A 21,242-nucleotide genomic window follows, 5' to 3' on the forward strand; every position below is an offset into this window, starting at 1 on the left:
GGTGGTTCAGGCACCCCTCTGCCGGGTCGCCCGGTGCAGCGCGCGGTCCAGGACGGCCAGCAGGGCGTCGCGCACCGAGAGCCGGTCCCGGGCGTCGAACTGCACCAGCGGGATGTGGTCGCCGATCGCCAGCGCCCACCGGATCGAAGCCAGGTCGTGCGCGAGCCGCCCGTCGAAGGCGTTCACCCCGACCACGAAGGGCAGCCCGGCGCGCTCGAGGAAGTCGACCGCGGGGTAGCAGTCGTCCAGCCGGGCGCTGTCCACCACCACCAGCGCGCCGAGCGCGCCGCGGGCCAGGTCGTCCCACATGAAGCCGAACCGCGCCTGCCCTGGAGTGCCGAAGAGGTAGAGCTTGAGGCTGCGGTCGACGGTCACGCAGCCGAAGTCCATGGCCACCGTGGTCGCGGTCTTGCCGGAGCGTACGCCGGGGTCGTCGACGCCGATGCCGGCGCTGGTCATCTGCGCCTCGGTGGTCAGCGGGGCGATCTCGGAGATCGCGCCCACCGTGGTGGTCTTGCCCACGCCGAATCCGCCCGCGATCAGGATCTTCACCGGGATCGGCGGCCGGGTGACCGGGACGTTCGCGGTCGCCCGGGCCGGCGCCGCCGGTGGCCGGTACGGCGGCGGCGCGGGCCGCGGGGCCGGCGGTACGGTCCGGCCGGCGGCCGGGGCGGGTCCCGCCGGCATCCCGTACCGGACGGCGGCGCTGTTGGCGGCGAGGCCGCCGGTGGCGGCGGGCCATTCAGGAGATCGCACGGAGCCCGTCAATCAGTCGCAGGATGATGTCGGGGTCGGCGGCCTCGGCGCCGCTCCCCTGCACGTCGAGGTGGCCGGCGGCCCGGAGGTCACCGACCAGCACCCGGGTCACGCCGAAGTGCATCCGCGTCCGGGCGGAGATCTCGGCGACCGAGATCGGGTCGGCGCAGAGCGCCACGATGGCCCGCAGCTCCGGGGCGAGCGGGCAGGACTCCGCCCACGGTCCGCTCTCCGGCCGGGCGGTCACCTGGGTCTCCAGCCCGATCGCCGGGTCGGCGCCGGCCACCCGTCCGGAGGTCAGCACGAACGGACGCGGGCCCGCCGGCTCTCCGGCGTCCTCCCCGACCTCGTCGACGGGGTACGGCGTGGAGGCGGACGCCGCCTCGGCGGCCGGGGACGGCGACCGCAGGTAGGGGCGGATCCGGGTGCCGGGTTCCGGATCCCGTTCCGCGCCGGCCACCTCCGGGATCATTGCTGAACGGCGTTCTTCAGCTCGGCGATGAGCCGTGGGCTCAGGGCGCCGCCGGCCCGGCCGGCGAAGAGGGTCATCTCGTACGCCACCGTGCCGAGGTTGGCCGACCGGTCGGCGACCACGCCCAGCACGGAACCGCTGCTGATCGCGCTGATCAGCAGGTAGCCCTCGGCCATGTCGACGATCACCCGGTTCAAACCGCCGAGCGCGTACCAGCTGGCCGCGCCGCCGGCCAGGCTGGTCATCCCGGAGACCACGGCGGCGAGCCGCTCGGCGTTGGACCGGTCCTTGATGGCGGACATCGCCATCAGCAGCCCGTCCGAGGAGACCGCGATCGCCTCCATCACGCCGGCCGTGCTGGAGGTGAACGAGTCGAGGAGCCAGTTGAAGGTGCGGGCCTCCGGGCTGAGCTTCCCGGCGGGCGGGTGGTCGACGTTGTCGTGCAGGAAGGGACTGGTCACGGTGATGATCCCTCTTCGTGGCGATGGTGGTCTGGACCGACTTCGCGCAGCGCGCGGGCGACGCCCGCCTCGAACTCGGTGATGAGGTTGCGGACCTCGGCCGGGTCTCCGGTGGGCTGGCTGGTGAGCGGCGTCTGCGGCGGGGTGACGGCCAGGTTCGCCCCGGGCACCCGCCGGCACAGCCGGGGCCGGCCGGGGGTGGGCTCGACCGGCGCGGCGGCGCGTTCGGCCCGGCGTACCCCGGCCTGGAAGTCCTCGACGAGGGCGCGGACGGCGGACGGGTCGGCGCGGGTGGCGTCGACCGGCCGGACCACCGGGGCGGTCCGCGGCAGGCCGGCGCCCGGCACCCGCTGGCGGATCACCGGCCGTACGCCGGCCGCCGCCACGCCGGCCACGGGCCCGGCGGGTGGCGCGGCGGGGCTCGGTGGCCCGGCGACCACCTCGGGGGCGGCGAACCCCGTGCCGACGAAGGGCCCGTCGACCGGCTCGGTCGCGGCGCCGAAGGCGTTCCAGGACCCGGCGGTCTCCAGGCTGCGGGTGGCTCTGAGCAGCATCGGGTCGACACCCGGGTGGTCCTCGACGGCCGCCGGGACCCCGGCGGCGGTGAGCGCCCGATGGGGGCTGGCCCGTTCGCCGAGCCCCCGCCGGTCCCGGCTCGGTACGGCGGCCCGGGCGACCGTGGCGCCGGCCCGGTCGGGCCGCCGGATCACCAGCAGCGCGGCGGGGATCTCCAGCCGGGCGGTCAATCCGCCGCCCGCGGTCGGCGCGAGGTCGACGGTCCAGCCGTGCCGGCGGGCCAGCCGGCCGACCACGAAGAGCCCGAGCACCTCGGTCGGGGCCAGGTCGAGCCGTTCCCGCCGGGTGAGCCGGGCGTTCTCCTCGGCGAGCCGTTCCTCGGTCATGCCGATGCCCCGGTCCACCACGATCAGCCGCGCCCCGCCGTCGGTCGGTTCGCCGGCCACCGCGACCCGGGTGTGCGGCGGGGAGAAGACGGTGGCGTTCTCCATCAGCTCGGCCAGCGCGAGCACCAGGTCGCCGACGGCGGCGGGCGCCGCCGACACCCCGGGCGGGACGTGCACGTCGACCCGGGGGTAGTCCTCGATCTCGCCGAGGGCCAGGCGGACCACGTCGGCGAGCTGCACCGGGGCCACGTGCCCGTCCGTCCCGGCCGCGCCGGAGAGCACGACCAGGCTGCCGGCGTTGCGGCGCAGTCGGCTGGAGATGTGGTCGAGCCGGTACAGGTGCTCCAGCCGCCCCGGGTCGGTCTCCTGCCGTTCCAGCCGGTCGATCAGCGCGATCTGCCGGCCGACCAGGTTCTGCGTACGCCGGCCGACGTGGCCGAACATCTGCGCCACGTTGCGCCGGCCGGCCACCTGCCGTTCGACCAGCCGGGCGGCGGTGTCCTGCACCCGTTCGAAGGCGCGGGCCAGGTCACCGATCTCGTCCCGGGCCCGGACGTCGACCGGGTCGAGCCGGACCGGTCGGCCGGTCTCGGACTCGTCGTCGACCACCCGGACCAGCTCGGCCTCGGCGACCCGGGCGACCCGGTCGGCGGAGCGGGTGAGGCGGGTCAACGGTCGGGCCACGGTCCGCGCGACGGCCATGCTGAGCAGCACCACGAGCAGCAGGATCAGGGTGGCCGCCCCGCCGACCAGCCAGGCCGCGGTGAGCGCGTCGCGCTGGTCGGTGGCGGTCTCGGCGATGACGTCCGCCACGATCTTCTTCTCCACGAACTGGCCGAGGGTGATCATCGAGCGGACCGACGGGAAGAGGGCGTCCAGCGGCACCGCGGCGATCGCCGCCACCGGGTCCTTGACGCTGTCCACCAGGAAGGTGGGGCTGGTCCGGGCCGCCACCGCCGCGTCGTCCAGCATCGCCAGCTTGTACTGCTCGGCGGTGATCAGGCCGCGGAATCGCTGGTTGTCCACCTGGAGCGCGGACATGCAGGCGATGTACGCGCCGGACACCTGCGGGTCGCCGGTCGCCTTCACCAGCACGATCAGGGTCGCGCAGGCGCCCAGCCCCTCGTCGGCCCGGAGCAGCGCGTCCAGCGCCAGCACCTGGCGCCCGGCCGAGGTGGTGGTGTCCACCTGGAACGGCAGCCGCAGCGCCTCGATCAGCGCCAGGTCGACCGGCCCGAAGGCGTCCATGATCTGCGTCGGCGTCGCCTGCCCGGCCAGCACGGCGGTGCGCAGGTCGGCCAGCCTGCGTACGCCGTCGAGGGCGCCGGCGACCCGGTCCGGGAGCCGCTCGGCCCGCAGGTCGGCGACCCGGTCGTCGACGGCGGTCGACTTCTGGATCAGCTCGGTCCGGGTCACCCGGCCGAGCAGCAGGCCGACCGAGAGCAGCCGCTCCTGCTGGAGGTCCTGGACCAGGCTGCCGATCCGGCTGGCGACCCGGACGGTGGCGGCGGTGTCGCCGGCCCGCTGGGCGGCGGTGACCTGGTCGACCACCACCGGCACGGCCAGTCCGGCCATGCTGAGCAGCGGAATGATCACCAGCAGGGCGAGCTTGCCCCGGATCCGGAGCCTATCGAGCAGCATCGAAGGGTCCCCACCGCTCGGGTTCGTCGGGCCGCCCCGATCCGACCGGTTGGAGCTGGCGTGGCTCGGCCGGCGGCTGCCACGTCGGCAGCGCCCCGGGGTCCTCCCTTGCCCGCCGCTCGTCGGCGGCGCGCCGGCGGGTCCGGACAGCGCCGGCCAGCATCCCGGCCAGGACGACGACGACCAGCAGGGCGGCGAGCGCGGCGGCGGCGACGGCCAGCAGGCGGTCCCGGTCGAGCCGGTCGATCCGCGCCGTCAGCAGGGCGTCGAGCTGGTCCAGGATGATCGGCTGGAGCTCCCTGGCGGCGGACTGCGCGTTGAGGCGGGCGGCGGCCACCTGGGCGGGGCCGGTCGGACCGGTGCCCGCCGTGCCGGTCGGCGCGGAGAGCGCGGCGAGCGCCTCGACGGAGCGCTGGTAGGTGTCCAGCGGGGTGAGCACGTTCGGTCCCAGGTCGGTGCTCTCCGAGTTGTCCACCGCGGCCCGCAGGCCGGCGACCAGGTCGGTGGCCGGTCCGAGGGCGGCCACCCGGACGGCGGCCAGTTCGGCGAGGGTCTTCGGGCGTTCGGCGGGCGGGCGCTGCGCGGCGAGGGCGGTCAGGTCGGCGAGCCGGCCGGCCCCGACCACGGCCTCGGGCAGGTCGCGGCCGATGGCGTCCTGGAGGAAGAAGGAGTCGGACCGCGGGTCGCGGATCAGCCCCGAGCCGTCCCGGATCTTGCGGTGCAGCGCGAGCAGCAGGTCGGTGACCTCGCCGTACGCGGTGAAGGCCGCGTCGGGGTCGCTGAGCCCCCGGTCGGGCAGCGCCTCCAGCTTGGCGCGCAGCCCGGTCCAGCGTTCGTGGCTGCGCAGGTCGTCCCCGATCGCACTGTCCACGGTGGCCGCCTGCTCGACCGCGGCGGTCAGCGCGTCGCGGGGGACCGGTCGGCCGGCGACCGCGGCGGCCTGGGCGTCCACCAGCGCGTCGGTGACCGGGCCGAGGGCGCGCAGGTACCGCACGCCGAGCCGTTCCCGGCTCGCCAGGTCGCGGTCGTCCCCGGTCAGCCGGTGCGTCTGCGCGAAGAGCAGCCCCACCGGGGCCAGCAGGGCCGCCACGAGCAGCAGGGGCAGGACACGGCCCGGTACGGAGGGCCGTCGACGGACCCGCGGCGCGGGGACGATCATGGTCTGTCTCCTCCGGCGACGGCGGGGGACTCGTCCGGTGGGCGGGGTCGCCGATGCAAGTCCCGTACACCGGACCGGAAAACTAGTCGACCCGTGTGGGGGTGTGACCGCGGTCGCTGAGTCGACTTCGCGTCACTTCGGGCGATGTCACGGTTGGTTGACTTTGTCGGTACGCAGGGTTCCGCGAGCCGCGCCTCATGCATGCATCGGATGCGGTTTACGGGATTACGTGTGAAGTCACGCGATCCGAATTCATCTCGCTGGGATGTGCTGGACCTCGCGCGGTCGATCGGACTCGCGCGCCGATCGGAGCAACCGGACGGACGTACGGCGGATCTCAGGCAACGCTCAGGGTCCGGGCCGTACCGTGTGCCGCATGAGATCACCGCTGTCGGCCGCGCGGGTCCGGCGTGCCCTGGCCACCCGCCGACGCCGGGTCCTGGCCGCGTCGGTGGTGGTCCTCCTGGCGGCGGCCGCCGTGGTCTGGGCAGCCCGGTCGGAGCGGCCCGCCTTCCGGACCGAGTCGGCGACGGTGACCGTCCGGTCCGGACCGGACGGCGACCAGCCGGTCGACCTCGACAGCACGCTCTACCTGCCCGAGGACGCCTCCGCCCAGCGGAAGGTCCCGGCAGTGCTGCTCGCGCACGGCTTCGGCGGCACCAAGGAGTCCGTCCGCGCCGACGCGGAGGACCTGGTCGAGCGCGGGTACGCGGTGCTCACCTGGACCGCGCGAGGGTTCGGGCGCAGCGGCGGCGAGATCCACCTGGACAGCCCCGACTACGAGGTGCGGGACGCGCAACGCCTGCTCGACCGGCTCGCCGCCCGCCCCGACATCCGGACCGACGCTGCCGGCGACCCCCGGGTCGGCGTGGTCGGCGGCTCGTACGGCGGCGGCCTGGCACTGCTGCTCGCCGCCCAGGACCCCCGGGTCGACGCGATCGTCCCGATGATCACCTGGAACGACCTCTCCCGCGCCTTCCTGCCGGAGAGCACCGGGAAGGCGCCCACCGAGGGCGTGTTCAAGAAGGGCTGGGCCGGCATCTTCTTCGGTGGCGGCGGCTCCGCGGGCTCGGGCCCGGCCGGCATCTCCGGCACCACCGCCGCCCAGCCGCAGGGGGCGCCCGCGTCGGCCGGTGCGCCCAGCCCGCAGCCCGGCGCGGGCCCCGGCACCGGCCCCGGGCACGCCCCGGCCGGCGCCGCCGACCCGTCCTGCGGCCGGTTCGCCGCCGACGTCTGCGCCGCGTACCTGCGGATCGCCACCACCGGGCGGGCCGACGCCGAGGCGGTGGACCTGCTGCGCCGCTCCTCCCCGGCCGGCGTGCTCGACCGGGTCAAGGCGCCCACCCTGCTGGTGCAGGGGGAGGCGGACACCCTCTTCCCGCTGGCCGAGGCGGATGCCAACGCGCGGGGGATCGCCGCCGCCGGCACCCCGGTGCGGGTCGCCTGGTTCACTGGCGGCCACGACGGCGGCGCGGGGCCGATCTCCGACTCGGACCGGGTGAAGTTCCTCACCGCGCAGTGGCTCGGCCACTACGTCAAGGGGGAGGGCGCGGCGCCGGGCGAGGGCTTCACCTTCTCCCGGATCGCCGGCTTCGACGCGCTGGACCGGGGGCTGGTGGCCACCGGGTACCGCACCGCCGACTACCCGGGGGTGACCGGGGACGCCCGCCGAGAGGTCGCGGTCGCCGGCCCGACCCAGCAGATCGCCAACCCGCCCAACGGGAATCCGGCGGCGATCTCCGCGGTGCCGTTCGCCGGGGCGCTGGGCTCGCTGCTGACCGGCGTGGCCGGCGACATCCCCGGCCAGCACGCCCGGTTCGAGTCCGCGCCGCTCGCCGAGGCGGTGGACGTGGTCGGCGCGCCGACCGTCCGGCTCCGGGCGGCGTCGCCGACCGGCGAGGCGGTCCTCTTCGTCAAGCTCTACGACGTCGACCCGAACGGCGCCGCCACGCTGCCCGACGGCCTGGTCGCCCCGGTCCGCCTCACCGGCCTGCCGAAGACCGTCGACGCGGCCCAGCCGGTCACGGTCACGCTCCCGGCGATCGTCCGCCGGGTCGAGGCCGGGCACCGGTTGCGGGTCGTCGTGGCGACCTCCGACCAGGCGTACGCCACCCCGCCCGAGCCGGGCGTCTACACGGTCGCCCCCGGCGGCGGCGCGCTGAGCCTGCCGACCGTCGACGGCGAGCCGATCCCCACCGCCGCCACGGTGTGGCGCTGGGTCCTGGTCGGGCTGCTCGCCGCGATCGCGGTCGGGCTCGTCGTGGTCGTCCTGGTCGCCCGCCGCCGGCACCGCCGCCAGGACAGCTCCGTCCACCCGGAGTACGCGGGGATCCCGCTCGCCGTCCGCCGGCTCCGCAAGGAGTACGCGGACGGCTTCGTCGCCGTCTCCAACGTCGACTTCGAGGTGCACCCCGGCCAGGTGGTCGGCCTGCTCGGCCCGAACGGCGCCGGCAAGACCACCACCCTGCGGGTGCTGATGGGGCTCACCCAGCCGACGGCCGGGGAGATCTACGTCTTCGGGCACCGCCTGGTGCCCGGCTCGCCGGTGCTCTCCCGGATCGGCGCGCTGGTGGAGGGGCCGGGCTTCCTGCCGCACCTGTCCGGGCTGGAGAACCTGAAGGCGTACTGGCGGGCGACCGGTCGGCCCTGGGACGACGCGCACTTCGACCAGGCCCTGGAGATCGCCGGCCTGGGCGACTCGGTGCACCGGCGGACCAAGAACTACAGCCACGGCATGCGCCAGCGGCTGGCCATCGCGCAGGCCATGCTCGGCCTGCCGGAGCTGCTGGTGCTGGACGAGCCGACCGACGGGCTGGACCCCCCGCAGATCGCCGAGATGCGCCGGGTGCTCCAGCGGTACGCCACCGACGGCCGCGCGGTGCTGGTCTCCAGCCACCTGCTGGCCGAAGTGGAGCAGACCTGCACCCACGCGGTGGTGGTGAACAAGGGCCGGATCGTGGCCTCCGGGCCGGTGGAGGAGATCGTCGGCGACTCGCCGAGCGTGCTGTTCGAGGTGACCGACCCGGACGCCGCCCGCACGGTGCTGGACCGGCTGCACGGGGTTCGGGTGCTGCCCGACGGCGACGGCGGGCTGGTGGTCGACACCAACGGCACCGCGCGCAGCGAGGTGGTGGCCGAGCTGGTCCGGGCCGGCATCGGGGTGGACCGGGTGGTGCCCCGGCGCCGCCTGGAGGACGCGTTCCTCGCCCTGGTGGGCGAGAACTCACGGGGAAGCGGTGACCGGTGATGGCAGGCTCTTCGGTCGGGTCGCGCGACGCGGCGGGCGCGGTCGGTCCGGGCGGGGCGGCGGCGGGCTACCGGCCGTCGGCCACCCTGCCGTTCGCGGCGGAGTTCCGCCGGCAGGCGTCGCGGCGGCGTACCCAGCTGGCGCTGGGGTTCATGGTGCTGCTGCCGCTGATCATCCTGGTCGCGTTCCAGTTCGATTCCGGCGAGGACGACCGCAACGGGCGCAACGAGTTCGGCAGCCTGGTCGACCTGGCCACCTCGGGCGGGCTCAACTTCACCCTCTTCTCGATCTTCGTGTCGGCGTCGTTCCTGCTGGTCGTGGTGGTGGCGCTGTTCTGCGGGGACACGGTGGCCAGCGAGGCGAGCTGGGGCAGCCTGCGCTACCTGCTGGCCATCCCGGTGCCCCGGGCCCGGCTGCTCACGGTGAAGCTGCTGGTCGCGCTCGCGTACTCGGCGCTGGCCCTGCTGCTGCTCGCGGGCACCGCGCTGCTCGCCGGCACCCTCCGGTACGGCTGGTCGCCGCTGCGCAGCCAGGTCTCCGCCGAGCTGGCGCCCGGCGAGGGACTGCTGCGGCTGCTGGCGGTGCTCGGCTACCTGGCGGTCGTCCTGCTGGTGGTGGCCGGGCTGGCGTTCCTGCTCTCGGTGACCACGGACGCCGCGCTCGGCGCGGTCGGCGGCGCGGTGCTGCTCTGGATCCTCTCCAGCATCCTGGACCAGATCACCGCGCTCGGCGGCCTGCGCGCCTTCCTGCCGACCCACTACAGCAGCGCCTGGCTGGGGCTGCTGTCCACGCCGGTGCAGACCGACGACGTGGTCCGGGGCGCCATCTCGGCGGTCGGGTACGCCACGCTCTTCTGGGGGCTGGCCTTCTGGCGCTTCACCCGCAAGGACGTCACGAGCTGACGCAGGCAGTAGCATGAGCCGGCGCCGGCCCCCGGGGCAGTTGCCACCGTCGGCTGCCATCCGATGCCGCGTCGTCCCGCCCTGCCGGCCCACTCGCGAAAGCCCCCGCCATGCGCGTGTCAGCTCTGCTCCGCCAAGCTATCCGAGCCGATGGCGGCACCATTTCCCCGCCCTCCCGGGACGCCTACTTCGACAACGCCAAACTCCTGGCTACCGCCCTGGTCGTCCTCGGCCACACCTGGGGCCCGCTCGTCGGCTCCCCGAACGAGATGCGCGGCGTGCGGGCTCTCTACCTGCTGGTGTACGCCTTCCACATGCCACTGTTCGTCATGATCAGCGGCTACTTCTCACGCTCCTTCGCCCAGGACGCCTCTCACCCCGGCCGGCTGCGCAGACTCCTCACCAGCACCCTGGTCCCGTACCTGATCTTCGCCACCGCATACCAGCTGTACAACAACTACCGCCTGGACGAGTCCAACCCGATTGACCTGGTCACGCCCTTTTACCTGACCTGGTTCCTGGTTGCTCTGTTCGTCTGGCGGATTTCCGCCCCGCTCTGGCTCAACCTGCGCGCACCGGTCGCGGTGGCGACCGGCGTCATGCTCGCCTCGGGCGCCGCCTCGCTCTCCGGGGAACTGGACCTGGCCCGGATCCTCCAGTTCCTCCCATTCTTCGTGCTCGGCCTCACCGCCCGGCGCGAACACCTCGAATGGATCCGTGACACCCGATGGCTGCGCCCCGCCGCCGTCCTGGTGTTCGCCGCAGCCCTGACCACCGTGTACCACTACGCCCCGCGGCTGCCCGCTGGCTGGTTCTACCGGCACAACGGGCACGCACAACTGGACGTCAGCTGGGGTACGTGGGCGGCCGGCGCACTCGGCTTGACGGCGGCCGCGCTCGTGCTCAGTGTCGCCTTTCTCGCCCTGGTGCCTTCGAACCGCAATCTGCTCACCCCGCTCGCGACCGGCACCCAGTACACCTACCTGCTGCATGGGTTCGTCGTTCAGATCGCGCTCGCCTACAAGTTCCAGAACTCGCCGTTCGTCAACTCCTTCGCCGGCGTATTGACCATCAGTGCTCTCGCCGTCCTCGCGACGGGAATCCTGGCCTCCCCGATCGTCCGCCGGCTTTTCGGCTGGGCGGTGGAACCGCAGATGAGTTGGGCCTTTGCCGAGGTGCGGGCGGAGAAGTTCGCCGATGCACGACGTCCGGTGACCGCTCCTGGCAGTACAACGGCACCGTCTCCGGCGTCAGCGGCAACGTCGACCCCGGCGATGGGAACGGCAGTCGCTACCGACTCATCACGCTGACCTACAGCTCGACGGTGGACGTCGAGGGAGAGCGTCAGGAGCGGGTGGGCGCGGTGAGGACGGCGTCGAGCAGACCGGGGTAGAGGCGGTCGAGTTCGTCGCGGCGCAGTCGCACGTACCGGCTGGTGCCGGCGGCCCGGGTCCGGGTCAGGCCGGCCTCGCGCAGCACCTTCAGGTGGTGGCTGCGGGTCGCCTTGGACACGCCGAACTCGAAGGTGCCGCAGGCGTACTCGCCGCCCTCGGCGAGGGCGCGCACGATCTGCAGCCGTACGTCGTCGGCCAGCGCCGCGAGCACGGCGGTGACCGGTACGTCGCGCAGTTCGGGTTCGTGCAGCTCCATGTGACCAGTGTAACCGTTGTTCGACTTTCGTCGAACAAGCTCCTAGTCTCGGCGACGTTGGTTCGACGATACTCGAACATTGGAGCTGTGATGCGTTCTCGTCACGCCACCTTTCCGCTCTTCGCGGTGCTCAGCTGGGGCGTCATGTTCCCCGTGCTGGCCAGCGCGCTGACCCGGGTCGACGCGCTGAACCTCACCACCGCCCGGTACGTCCTCGCCGCCGCAGTGCTGCTCGCCCTGCTGCTGGTCTGGGAGGGCGGCGGCGCCCTGCGGGCCGGTGGGCGGGCCGTCGAGCTGGTCGCGCTCGGCGTGCTCGGCTTCGCCGGGTTCAACGTGCTGACCAACCTCGCGCTCGGGCACGCCGCCCCGCAGCAGATCGCCCTCTTCGTCGCCACCACCCCGCTGGTCACCCAGCTGGTCCGCTGGGTGCGGGACGGCGTACGCCCCCGCCCGGTGCTGCTCGGGTTCTCGCTGGTCGCCCTCGTCGGCGTCGGCCTGGTGATCACCCGGGGCCGGCTCGAGGGGCTGGGCCAGTTCGGCGTCGGCGGGCTGCTGATGATCGGCGCGGTGCTCGGCTGGGCGGTCTACACCCACGGCGCGAGCCGGTTCACCGACTGGTCCCCGCTGCGCTACACCGCGCTCACCGCGGTGGCCGGCACGGCGGCCATGCTGGCCGCCAGTCTCACCGCCGACCTCGCCGGCTGGCAGCACCTGCCGGCCGCCGCCGACCTCGTCGCGGTCGCCCCGCAGCTGGCGTACGCCGTGATCGTCGCCGCCGTCCTCGCGGTGCTCGCCTGGAACACCGGGGTGCAGCGGCTCGGCGCGGCCGCCGCCGCCCTGTTCATGAACCTGGTTCCGGTGACCACCTTCGTGGTGCAGACCGTCCGGGGCTACCGGCCCGGCGCGGTGGAACTGGTCGGCGCGGCCCTGACCATCGCCGCCCTGATCGGCGCCAACCTGGCGACCCGCTCCCGCGCCGCCACCGCCCCCGGCGCGGTGCCCGCCCGGGCGGTCACCGACCGGCCGGCCGTCGTCGACCCGATCGCCGTGGTGGCGCGCTGAGGTAGGCGGAGCTGCGAGTTACGGGAAGCGGGGGCATCCGGCGGCGGAGGAGGCCTCCACTTCCCGGAAGTCGTGCGGATCCTGACGGTGGTGAGCGGGAGTGGCTCACACCGTGGGAAGCCCGCTCGGCAGGCGCGGCGCGAGTGCATAGACTCGGCGGCACAACTGCATACCTCATCCAGAGGGGCTGAGGGATACGGCCCGACGACGCCCCGGCAACCACCCGCACGCTCGACGACGAGCGAGGAGCGGGCAGGTGCCAATTCCGTCCCCGCCGCAGGGTGCGATGCGGGGAAAGATGAGAGGAACCCCTCGACATGACGTCGACGCTTCCCGCCGCCACCGGCATCGACACCACCCTCAGCCCGGCCCGCGCCCTGGTCTGCCGCGCCTGCTCCGCGCGCTACCCGCTGGCCGCCCAGCACGCCTGCTACGAGTGTTTCGGCCCGCTGGAGGTCGACTACGACGCCGCCGCGCTCGCCGCCGTCACCCGGGAGCAGATCGAGGCCGGCCCGAAGAACCTCTGGCGGTACGCGGCCCTGCTCCCCGCCGGCCAGGACCCGGCCACCCGGGTGACCCTGAACCCGGGGCTCACCCCGCTGGTCGCCGCCCCGCACCTCGCCGCCGAACTGGGCATCACCGCCCCGCTCTGGGTGAAGGACGACAGCGCCAACCCCACCCACTCGTTCAAGGACCGGGTCGTCTCGGTGGCGCTGTCCGCCGCCCGGGCGCTCGGCTTCACCCGGTACGCCTGCGCCTCCACCGGCAACCTGGCCAACTCGGTCGCCGCGCACGCCGCCCGGGCCGGGGTGCCGTCGGTGGTCTTCATCCCCAGTGACCTGGAGCAGGGCAAGGTGGTCACCACCGCGGTCTACGGCGGCGACCTGGTCGCCATCGACGGCTCGTACGACGACGTGAACCGGCTCTGCGGGGAGCTGGTGGAGACCGACGAGTTCGAGGACACCGCATTCGTCAACGTGAACGTCCGGCCGTACTACGCCGAGGGCTCGAAGACCCTGGGGTACGAGGTGGCCGAGCAGCTCGGCTGGCGGATCCCGGCGCAGGTGGTGATCCCGATGGCCAGCGGCGAGCTGCTCACCAAGATCGACAAGGCATTCTCCGAGCTGGTTGAGATCGGCCTGGTCGAGGCGCCGGCCGGCGGCTGGAAGGTCTTCGGCGCCCAGTCGGCCGGCTGCAACCCGATCGCCACCGCGCTGCACGCCGACAGCGACACCATCACCCCGGTCAAGCCGACCGGCATCGCCAAGTCGCTGAACATCGGCGATCCGGCCGCCGGCCTCTACGCCCTGGAGGCCGTCCGCCGCACCGGCGGCTGGATGGAGTACGCCGACGACGACGAGATCCGCGCCGGCATCCGGCTGCTCGCCCGGACCACCGGCGTCTTCGCCGAGACCGCCGGCGGGGTGACCGTGGCGGTGCTGCGCAAGCTGGTGGAGTCCGGCCGGCTCGACCCCACGGCGGAGACGGTCGTCTTCAACACCGGCGAGGGCCTTAAGACCCTCGACGCCGTCGCCGCCGAGGTCGGCCCCACCCACCGGATCAAGCCCTCCCTCCGCGCCGCCCGCGACGCCGGCCTCCTCGCCTGACCCCGTCCCGCCCGCGCCCCCCCTGCGGCATGTCGCGGCCTGTTCGCGCCCGGACACCGCGCCCTGCCGAAGGCGGATCGCCGGGGGCCGGCAGGCCGGGCGGCGGACGGGCGGATCGCCCGGACGGGGGATCGGGCGGATCCGCCGGGTAACTGGCTTTTCGCTGTGAGTGTGGAAAACCCGCCGCTAAGGACTTGACGGCAGGATTCGGACGGCGCAAGATGCTCCGTGCGGGAGGGCGTTTCGCCGGAGACTTTGTTCTTACGACCCAGCGCCAGAGGCGTTGTGCGATCGTCCCTCCCGACCAACGTCGCGGTCGGGGCCAGCGTTAATTCGCTGGCCCCGATCGTCGTTCCGGCGCACCCTCGCAGGCATGGGCATCACGATCACGCCGTTCGACGCCGCCGACCAGGCCGCGATCGACGAGGCGTACCGGATCGGCGCGGCGGCCAACGAGGTGGACCTGCCGGACTTCCCGCCGTTCTGCCGGCGGCGCTTCGAGGCCGCGGTCCGGCATCCGATGCCGGGCAACGCGCCGCGCTGGGCGCTGGCCCGGCTCGACGGCGTACCGGCCGGCTATCTGGGGCTGGACCTGCCGCAGCTCGACAACACCGACAACTCGACCGTCGACCTGGTGGTCCATCCGGGGTACCGGCGGCGGGGCGTCGGCCGGGCGCTGCACGAGCACTGCCTGCGGCTGCTGGGTGAGCACGGCCGCAAGCGGGTGATGGGGATGGCGGTCTCGGCGCTGCCCGGGGGAGTGGCCCGACCGGAGGCGGGCGGCGCGTTCGCCGCCGCGGTGGGCGCCCGCCCGGTGCTCGCCGAGGTGCGCCGCCGGCTGGCGACCGAGCGGCTCGACCACGCCGCGCTCGACGCCCTGGCCGCCGGCGCCCGGGCGCACGCCAGCGGCTACCGCGTCGTCCGCTGGCAGGGCGACACCCCCGAGGAGTACGCCGCCGACGTGGCCTACCTCGACGGCCGGCTGATGACCGACGCGCCCCTGGGCGACCTGGAGTGGGAGCCGGAGCAGGTGGACGTCGCGCGGCTGCGGGGCACCGAACGGGCGCTGGACGCCCGGGGCCGCCGCCGCTACCACCACGCGGCCGTGCACGAGGCGACCGGCCGGGTGGTCGCCTGGACCCTGATCGACCTCGGGCCGAGCGCCGACTGGCACGCGTTCCAGCAGATCACCATCGTCGACCCGGCGCACCGGGGACACCGGCTGGGCCTGCTCACCAAGGCGGAGAACCTGCGCTGGGTGCTCGGTCACGAGCCGGCGCTGCGGGCGATCGACACCTGGAACGCCGCGGAGAACCGGCACATGATCACGATCAACGAGCAACTGGGCTTCCGCCCGGCCGACGCCTGGACGGACTGGCAGTTGACGATCTGACATGTGACACGGCCCTACTGATCGCGGGGCTTTCTGTTGCATGATGGCGGGCATGACGGAGACCCCGCACCCCCTGTACGACAGGCACGCCGACACCCTCAACCGCGCGCTGACCGCGATCACGGAGCGGGGCTACTGGTCCGCCTACCCCGAGTCGCCCAGCCCCCGGGTGTACGGCGAGACCGCCGCCGCCGACGGGAAGGCCGCCTTCGAGGCGTACCTGAACGCTGACTTCCCCCTCGACCAGCCGGGTGACGGCGAGACCGTCGCCACCGAGACGAGCCCGTTCGGCCTGGAGCTCAACGTCCGCTACCCGCACGCGGCGGCCGACCAGCTGGTGGGCGCCGCCACGGTGGCCCTGGCGGGCTGGCGCGCCGCCGGCCCGCAGGTGCGCGTCGGGGTCTGCCTGGAGATCCTGGACCGGCTGCACAAGCACATCTTCGAACTGGCCAACGCGGTGCAGTTCACCAGCGGTCAGGCCTTCGTGATGGCGTTCCAGGCCGGCGGCGCGCACGCGCTGGACCGGGCGCTGGAGGCGGTCGCCTACGCGTACGCGGAGATGACCCGCCACCCGGGGACGGCCGGCTGGGAGAAGGCCGCCGGCAAGGGCGACCCGCTGCGGATGACCAAGACCTTCCACGTGGTGCCGCGGGGGGTGGCGCTGGTCATCGGCTGCAACACCTTCCCGACCTGGAACTCGTACCCGGGGCTCTTCGCCTCGCTGGTCACCGGCAACCCGGTGGTCGTGAAGCCGCACCCGCGCGCCGTCCTGCCGCTCGCCATCACGGTGCGGTACGCCCGCGAGGTGCTCGCCGAGGCCGGCTTCGACCCGAATCTGGTGCTGCTCGCCCCCGAGGCGCCGGGCGAGAAGCTCGCCTCCACGCTCGCCCTGCACCCGGCCGTCAAGATCGTCGACTTCACCGGCTCCACCGAGTACGGCGACTGGCTGGAGGCGAACGCCCGGCAGGCCGCCGTCTACACCGAGAAGGCCGGCCTGAACACGGTGGTGATCGACTCCACCGACGACTTCGCCGGGCTCTGCCGCAATCTGGGCTTCACGCTGACCCTGTACAGCGGCCAGATGTGCACCACCTCGCAGAACCTGCTGATCCCCCGGAACGGCATCGCCACCGACCAGGGGCACAAGAGCTTCGACGAGGTGGCGGCGGGGATCGCCGCGGCGGTCGGCAAGCTCACCGCCGACCCGGCCCGCGGCGTCGAGTTGACCGGCGCGATCGTCAACGACGGCGTGCTGGAGCGCCTCGACGAGGTCACCAAGGTCGGTGAGCCGGTGCTGGAGTCGCGTGCCGTCGAACACCCGTCCTTCCCCGGCGCGGTGGTCCGGACGCCGACCATCGTCAAGCTGGCCGCCGACGACACCGCGACCTACTCGCGGGAGTGGTTCGGGCCGATCTCGTTCGCCATCGCGACCGACTCCACCGAGCACAGCCTGGAGATCCTGCGCAGCACGGTGGGGGAGAAGGGCGCGCTGACCGCGGCGGTCTACTCGACCGACGAGGCGGTGCTGGACGCGGCCGAGGCGGCGGCCATCGACGCCGGCGTGCACCTGTCCTGCAACCTGACCGGCGGCGTCTTCGTCAACCAGTCGGCGGCGTTCTCCGACTTCCACGGCAGCGGCGCCAACCCGGCCGCCAACGCGGCGCTGACCGACGGCGCGTACGTGGCGAACCGGTTCCGCATCGTCCAGAGCCGTAGGCACGTCTGAGGTTGCTGTTGGGGTTTCCGGGGCAGCCCACCCCGCTCCAGGCGGTCAGGCTTGATCCTTCCGCGGGGCGGGCTGCCCCGGAAACCCGCCCGTGGTGCTCCACGTCGGGTGGTTCTGGCCGATTCGGTGGTGAAGAAAATCAATCAGGCGGGGCGGCGCATCTGGAGTTCGCGCAGCGTCGGGATCTTCGGGTGCGGCACCCGCACGCCCGTGTCCACGAAACCCAGCCGCTGGTACGCCCGGTAGGCGCGGTCGTTGCCGACCACCACCTCCAGCATCAGCTCGGGCCGGCCGCACGCGCGGGACCAGGCCGCCACCGCGTCGACCAGTTCCCCGAGCAGGCCGGTGCCCCGCCAGGCCGGGGTGAGGTAGACGGCGTAGATCACGGTGAGGCCGGGCTCCTCCGGGACGACCGTGCCCCCGGCGTGGCCGACGAACCGGCCGCCGAGGTCGGCGACGAACTGGGCCGTCGCGGCGCCCCGCGACACGGCGGCGATCCGGGCCGCGTAGTCGGCGTGCGGGCGGGCGGCGGCCTCCGCCACGGTCTCCAGGAAGGCCAGCGGCGCGTCGGCGAGCATCTCCAGCCGCAGCGCGCGCATCCGGGCGGCGTCCTCCGGGCGGATCCGGCGGACGGTGGCCGTCCGGGCGGCTGTCATGGTCGGCGCGCTCGTCATGTCGCATGCATACCGGAGGGACGGTCGTCCATGTCGCGCCGGGCCCGATCCTGCCCGGAATATGCCCGATTTGCGGTCGTGCGCCGTCGTCACGCCTCGTGTAGCGTGCGATTTCGGTCACCGATTCAGCGGCCGTCGCCGATCGCCGGAACGGTGGTCCGGGCGCGGGCTCGGCCGGCGTCCGGGGGTTGTGGAACGCCGCGCAGAGTGAGGAAGTGCACCGTGGCACAGGGCACCGTGAAGTGGTTCAACGCCGAAAAGGGCTACGGCTTCATCGCCGTCGACGGCGGGCAGGACGTCTTCGTCCACTTCTCCGCGATCGAGATGGACGGCTACAAGGCGCTGGACGACGGCCAGCGGGTCGAGTTCGAGATCGCCCAGGGCCAGAAGGGTCCGCAGGCCGAGCGCGTCCGCGTCATCGCCTGATCCCGTCGCCGCCCGTCGGGCGGCTTTTCCACTCCGATCAGGGGCAGCGGTGCGGGTGCGCACCGGGGAAGATCATGAGCCGTTCCAGCCATCGATGCTGAGGACGGCCCATGTCCGATCTGCCCCCGCCGGATGCTCCCCGACCCCACCCGTCGGAGCCCGCCGGCGCCGGCCCGTGGGGCGGACCGGGCCAGGGCGGGCCGCCCCGAGCGGCACCGCCCGGCTGGGCGCCGCCCGCGTACGGTGTGCCGTCGCAGCCCGCCGCGCCGCCGCCGTACTGGCCGCCGGCTCCCTTCGCCGGCCACCCGCCCCACGGCGGGTATCCGCCGGCCGGGGGCGCGCCATGGCTGCCCGCTGCCGGGTACGACCCCCAGGATCCGCTGGTCACGCCGCCGGGGGCCGGCGTCGCCGGCTGGTTCCAGCGCGGCGCCGGCGCGCTGCGCCGGAGCTGGCGCGTCCTGCTGCCGATCATGCTGATCACTCAGGGGTTGCCGGGCATCGCGATCACGCTGTTCGCGCTGCCGTTCTACCCGCACCCCACCCTCACGGTCACCGCGCCGGGTGAGCCGCCCGCCCCGTTCCCCGCCGACTACTTCCGCGAGCTGCTCGTCTTCTTCGGGGTGGCGCTCGTGGTCGGGGTCTTCGCGCTGGCCGTCCAGTGCGTCGGCTGGGCGGCCGGCACCTGGGCGGTCACCCGGCAGGCGGCCGGCGAGCCGGTGACGGTGGGCGGCGCGCTGCGCTACGGCCTGCGGCGGGCGGCGGCGCTCTGGGGCTGGATGCTGCTCGTGTTCGCGTTGGTGCTGGTCGGCGCGGTCTTCTGCTACCTGCCCGGGATCTATCTGATGTGCGCGCTCAGCCTGGCCGGCCCGGTGCTGCTCTTCGAGCGGGTCAACCCGATCGCCCGGTCCTTCAAGATCTTCCACGCCCGGTTGGGGCAGGTGCTCGGCCGGGTGCTCCTGGTCGGGCTGCTGGCGACGATCAGCTCGATGGTGGCCGTACCGGTGCAGATGATCATCAGCCTGGCCGGCGGGCCGGCCGGCGCCTTCGAGATCACCGCCGGCACCGTCGTGGGCTCGGTGGTCACCGTGCTGCTCTACCTGCCGGCCTGGCTGGCCTACCTGATCGGTCTCGTCGTGACGTACGCCGAGCAGCGGGCCCATGAGGGCCCGGTGAACTCCGCCCGACTCGCGGCGGAACTCGGCTGAGCGAGCCCATCGTGCTTGCACTCGGCAAGGGAGAGTGCTAAACAGGTCATTGGCACTCGCATACCGTGAGTGCCAATGGTCGGGGCGGTAGGGCCACGGCTGCGCCGGCGTCTCGATGGCGCCGGAGCGGCACATGGCCGGTCGTCGCGGGCTGTCCGGCCCGACCGAGGAGACGTCGCCGTCGCCAGGTGGCGACGTCCCCTAGGTGCGTACACCAGGCGGCCCATCCGGGGCACACACTCGGGTGGCCCGTGAGTGTCCAGGAGGACAACGCCGTATGGCCAAGATGATCGCGTTCGACGAAGAGGCGCGCCGCGGCCTCGAGCGGGGCATGAACCAGCTCGCCGACGCCGTGAAGGTGACGCTCGGCCCCAAGGGCCGCAACGTCGTGCTCGAGAAGAAGTGGGGTGCCCCCACCATCACCAACGATGGTGTGAGCATCGCCAAGGAGATCGAGCTCGAGGACCCGTACGAGAAGATCGGCGCCGAGCTGGTCAAGGAGGTCGCCAAGAAGACCGACGACGTGGCCGGTGACGGCACGACGACGGCGACCGTCCTGGCTCAGGCCCTGGTTCGCGAGGGCCTGCGCAACGTGGCCGCCGGTGCGAACCCGATGGCCCTGAAGCGGGGCATCGAGGCCGCCGTGGCCAGCGTCTCGGAGGAGCTGTCCAAGCTCGCCAAGGACGTCGAGACCAAGGAGCAGATCGCCTCCACCGCCTCCATCTCCGCCGGTGACAGCACCGTCGGTGAGATCATTGCCGAGGCGATGGACAAGGTCGGCAAGGAAGGCGTCATCACCGTCGAGGAGAGCAACACCTTCGGCCTGGAGCTCGAGCTCACCGAGGGTATGCGCTTCGACAAGGGTTACATCTCCGCGTACTTCATGACCGACCCGGAGCGTATGGAGGCCGTCTTCGACGACCCGTACCTCCTGATCGTCAACAGCAAGATCTCGTCGGTGAAGGACCTGCTCCCGATCCTGGAGAAGGTCATGCAGGGTGGCAAGCCGCTGCTGATCATCGCCGAGGACATCGAGGGCGAGGCCCTGGCGACCCTGGTCGTCAACAAGGTCCGCGGCACCTTCAAGTCGGTCGCCGTCAAGGCGCCGGGCTTCGGTGACCGCCGCAAGGCCATGCTGGCCGACATCGCCATCCTCACCGGTGGCCAGGTCATCAGCGAGGAGGTCGGCCTCAAGCTGGACGCCGTCAGCCTCGACATGCTGGGCCGCGCCCGCAAGGTCGTGGTGACCAAGGACGAGACCACCATCGTCGACGGCGCCGGTGACGCCGAGCAGATCCAGGGTCGGGTCAACCAGATCCGCGCCGAGATCGAGAAGAGCGACTCCGACTACGACCGGGAGAAGCTGCAGGAGCGCCTGGCCAAGCTGGCCGGCGGTGTTGCGGTGATCAAGGTCGGCGCGGCCACCGAGGTCGAGCTCAAGGAGCGCAAGCACCGCATCGAGGACGCCGTCCGCAACGCGAAGGCCGCCGTCGAGGAGGGCATCGTCCCGGGTGGTGGCGTCGCGCTGGTGCAGGCCGGCAAGACCGCCTTCGACAAGCTGGACCTGACCGGCGACGAGGCGACCGGCGCGCAGATCGTCAAGATCGCGCTGGACGCCCCGCTGCGGCAGATCGCCGTCAACGCCGGCCTCGAGGGTGGCGTGGTCGTCGAGCACGTCCGCAACATCGAGGCGGGCTGGGGCCTGAACGCCGCCAACGGCGAGTACGTCGACCTGCTGGCCGCGGGCATCATCGACCCGGCCAAGGTGACCCGGTCGGCGCTGCAGAACGCCGCGTCGATCGCGGCGCTCTTCCTCACCACCGAGGCCGTCGTGGCGGACAAGCCGGAGAAGACCCCGGCCGCCCCGGCTGGTCCGGGTGGCGGGGAGATGGACTTCTGAGTCCAGTTCCACCGAACGCCGAAAGGGGGCGGGCCGCGTCAGCGGTCCGTCCCCTTTCC

17 protein-coding genes and 1 riboswitch are annotated in these 21,242 nt (G+C 73.3%); of the genes, 10 read left to right on the forward strand and 7 right to left on the reverse strand.

The features are described from left to right. Positions 1-6: 6 nt before the first annotated feature. From ACFOYX_RS18295 to ACFOYX_RS18315, 5 genes are read right to left on the reverse strand one after another with little or no spacing between them, the layout of a single operon-like run. A complete protein-coding gene (locus tag ACFOYX_RS18295; RefSeq protein WP_322443323.1) occupies positions 7-756 on the reverse strand; it encodes an ATP/GTP-binding protein in 750 nt (249 codons plus the stop codon). Continuing rightward, positions 743-1,228 (reverse strand): DUF742 domain-containing protein, encoded by a 486-nt coding sequence (locus ACFOYX_RS18300; RefSeq protein ID WP_322443324.1) that lies wholly within the window; start codon positions 1,226-1,228, stop codon positions 743-745. Before ACFOYX_RS18300 ends, ACFOYX_RS18295 begins: the two co-directional genes overlap by 14 nt. Then, entirely contained in the window at positions 1,225-1,689 is a 465-nt protein-coding gene (locus tag ACFOYX_RS18305) for a roadblock/LC7 domain-containing protein (RefSeq protein ID WP_322443325.1), read from the reverse strand. Before ACFOYX_RS18305 ends, ACFOYX_RS18300 begins: the two co-directional genes overlap by 4 nt. Further along, complete coding sequence (locus ACFOYX_RS18310) at positions 1,686-4,232, reverse strand: nitrate- and nitrite sensing domain-containing protein (RefSeq protein WP_322443326.1); 2,547 nt, start codon at positions 4,230-4,232, stop codon at positions 1,686-1,688. The genes ACFOYX_RS18305 and ACFOYX_RS18310 overlap by 4 nt, the downstream gene beginning before the upstream one ends. Then, the gene (locus tag ACFOYX_RS18315; protein ID WP_322443327.1) at positions 4,219-5,391 is read right to left on the reverse strand and encodes a hypothetical protein; all 1,173 of its coding nucleotides are present in this window, start codon (positions 5,389-5,391) and stop codon (positions 4,219-4,221) included. The genes ACFOYX_RS18310 and ACFOYX_RS18315 overlap by 14 nt, the downstream gene beginning before the upstream one ends. 376 nt (positions 5,392-5,767) lie before the next feature. On the opposite strand from ACFOYX_RS18315, the gene ACFOYX_RS18320 reads away from it, so the two are divergent. The 3 genes from ACFOYX_RS18320 to ACFOYX_RS18330 all read left to right on the forward strand — a co-directional run bounded on the left by ACFOYX_RS18320 (position 5,768) and on the right by ACFOYX_RS18330 (position 10,850). Further along, positions 5,768-8,638, forward strand: coding sequence for an alpha/beta fold hydrolase (locus ACFOYX_RS18320; RefSeq protein WP_322443328.1), 2,871 nt, complete (start codon positions 5,768-5,770; stop codon positions 8,636-8,638). Further along, the gene (locus tag ACFOYX_RS18325) at positions 8,638-9,540 is read left to right on the forward strand and encodes an ABC transporter permease subunit (RefSeq protein ID WP_322443329.1); all 903 of its coding nucleotides are present in this window, start codon (positions 8,638-8,640) and stop codon (positions 9,538-9,540) included. Before ACFOYX_RS18320 ends, ACFOYX_RS18325 begins: the two co-directional genes overlap by 1 nt. 110 nt (positions 9,541-9,650) lie before the next feature. After that, positions 9,651-10,850: an acyltransferase family protein gene (locus tag ACFOYX_RS18330; protein WP_322443330.1), complete on the forward strand. Its 1,200-nt coding sequence runs from the start codon at positions 9,651-9,653 to the stop codon at positions 10,848-10,850. Positions 10,851-10,884: 34 nt separating this feature from the next. Here the strand turns inward: ACFOYX_RS18330 and ACFOYX_RS18335 are convergent, their stop codons facing one another. Further along, positions 10,885-11,190 (reverse strand): helix-turn-helix transcriptional regulator, encoded by a 306-nt coding sequence (locus ACFOYX_RS18335; protein ID WP_109804260.1) that lies wholly within the window; start codon positions 11,188-11,190, stop codon positions 10,885-10,887. 90 nt (positions 11,191-11,280) lie between these two features. Here ACFOYX_RS18335 and ACFOYX_RS18340 point away from each other — a divergent pair, with 90 nt between their 5' ends. The 4 genes from ACFOYX_RS18340 (at position 11,281) to paaN (ending at position 16,978) form a co-directional block, all read left to right on the forward strand. Then, the gene (locus ACFOYX_RS18340) at positions 11,281-12,252 is read left to right on the forward strand and encodes a DMT family transporter (protein WP_322443331.1); all 972 of its coding nucleotides are present in this window, start codon (positions 11,281-11,283) and stop codon (positions 12,250-12,252) included. Positions 12,253-12,423: 171 nt separating this feature from the next. Then, positions 12,424-12,557: riboswitch (SAM riboswitch) on the forward strand. A 12-nt stretch (positions 12,558-12,569) separates the two neighbouring features. Beyond that, a complete protein-coding gene (thrC, locus tag ACFOYX_RS18345; protein WP_322443332.1) occupies positions 12,570-13,859 on the forward strand; it encodes a threonine synthase in 1,290 nt (429 codons plus the stop codon). A gap of 373 nt (positions 13,860-14,232) precedes the next feature. Beyond that, positions 14,233-15,252 (forward strand): GNAT family N-acetyltransferase, encoded by a 1,020-nt coding sequence (locus ACFOYX_RS18350; RefSeq protein WP_322443333.1) that lies wholly within the window; start codon positions 14,233-14,235, stop codon positions 15,250-15,252. A gap of 52 nt (positions 15,253-15,304) precedes the next feature. Beyond that, complete coding sequence (gene paaN, locus ACFOYX_RS18355) at positions 15,305-16,978, forward strand: phenylacetic acid degradation protein PaaN (protein ID WP_322443334.1); 1,674 nt, start codon at positions 15,305-15,307, stop codon at positions 16,976-16,978. 143 nt (positions 16,979-17,121) lie between these two features. On the opposite strand, the gene ACFOYX_RS18360 is transcribed toward paaN, so the two are convergent. Further along, positions 17,122-17,652 (reverse strand): GNAT family N-acetyltransferase, encoded by a 531-nt coding sequence (locus ACFOYX_RS18360; protein ID WP_201749565.1) that lies wholly within the window; start codon positions 17,650-17,652, stop codon positions 17,122-17,124. Positions 17,653-17,874: 222 nt separating this feature from the next. On the opposite strand from ACFOYX_RS18360, the gene ACFOYX_RS18365 reads away from it, so the two are divergent. The 3 genes from ACFOYX_RS18365 to groL all read left to right on the forward strand — a co-directional run bounded on the left by ACFOYX_RS18365 (position 17,875) and on the right by groL (position 21,183). After that, the gene (locus ACFOYX_RS18365; RefSeq protein WP_013288855.1) at positions 17,875-18,078 is read left to right on the forward strand and encodes a cold-shock protein; all 204 of its coding nucleotides are present in this window, start codon (positions 17,875-17,877) and stop codon (positions 18,076-18,078) included. A 110-nt stretch (positions 18,079-18,188) separates the two neighbouring features. Then, positions 18,189-19,283 carry a hypothetical protein gene (locus tag ACFOYX_RS18370; RefSeq protein WP_322443335.1) on the forward strand — a complete coding sequence of 365 codons (1,095 nt, stop codon included), beginning with the start codon at positions 18,189-18,191 and terminating at the stop codon, positions 19,281-19,283. Between the two features lie 277 nt (positions 19,284-19,560). Beyond that, positions 19,561-21,183: a chaperonin GroEL gene (gene groL, locus ACFOYX_RS18375; protein WP_109805329.1), complete on the forward strand. Its 1,623-nt coding sequence runs from the start codon at positions 19,561-19,563 to the stop codon at positions 21,181-21,183. The last annotated feature ends 59 nt before the right edge of the window (positions 21,184-21,242 follow it).

Origin of the sequence: Micromonospora sp. GCM10011541 (genome assembly GCF_042650725.1) — a bacterium.
GTDB classification, from domain to species: Bacteria; Actinomycetota; Actinomycetes; order Mycobacteriales; family Micromonosporaceae; genus Micromonospora; species Micromonospora sicca.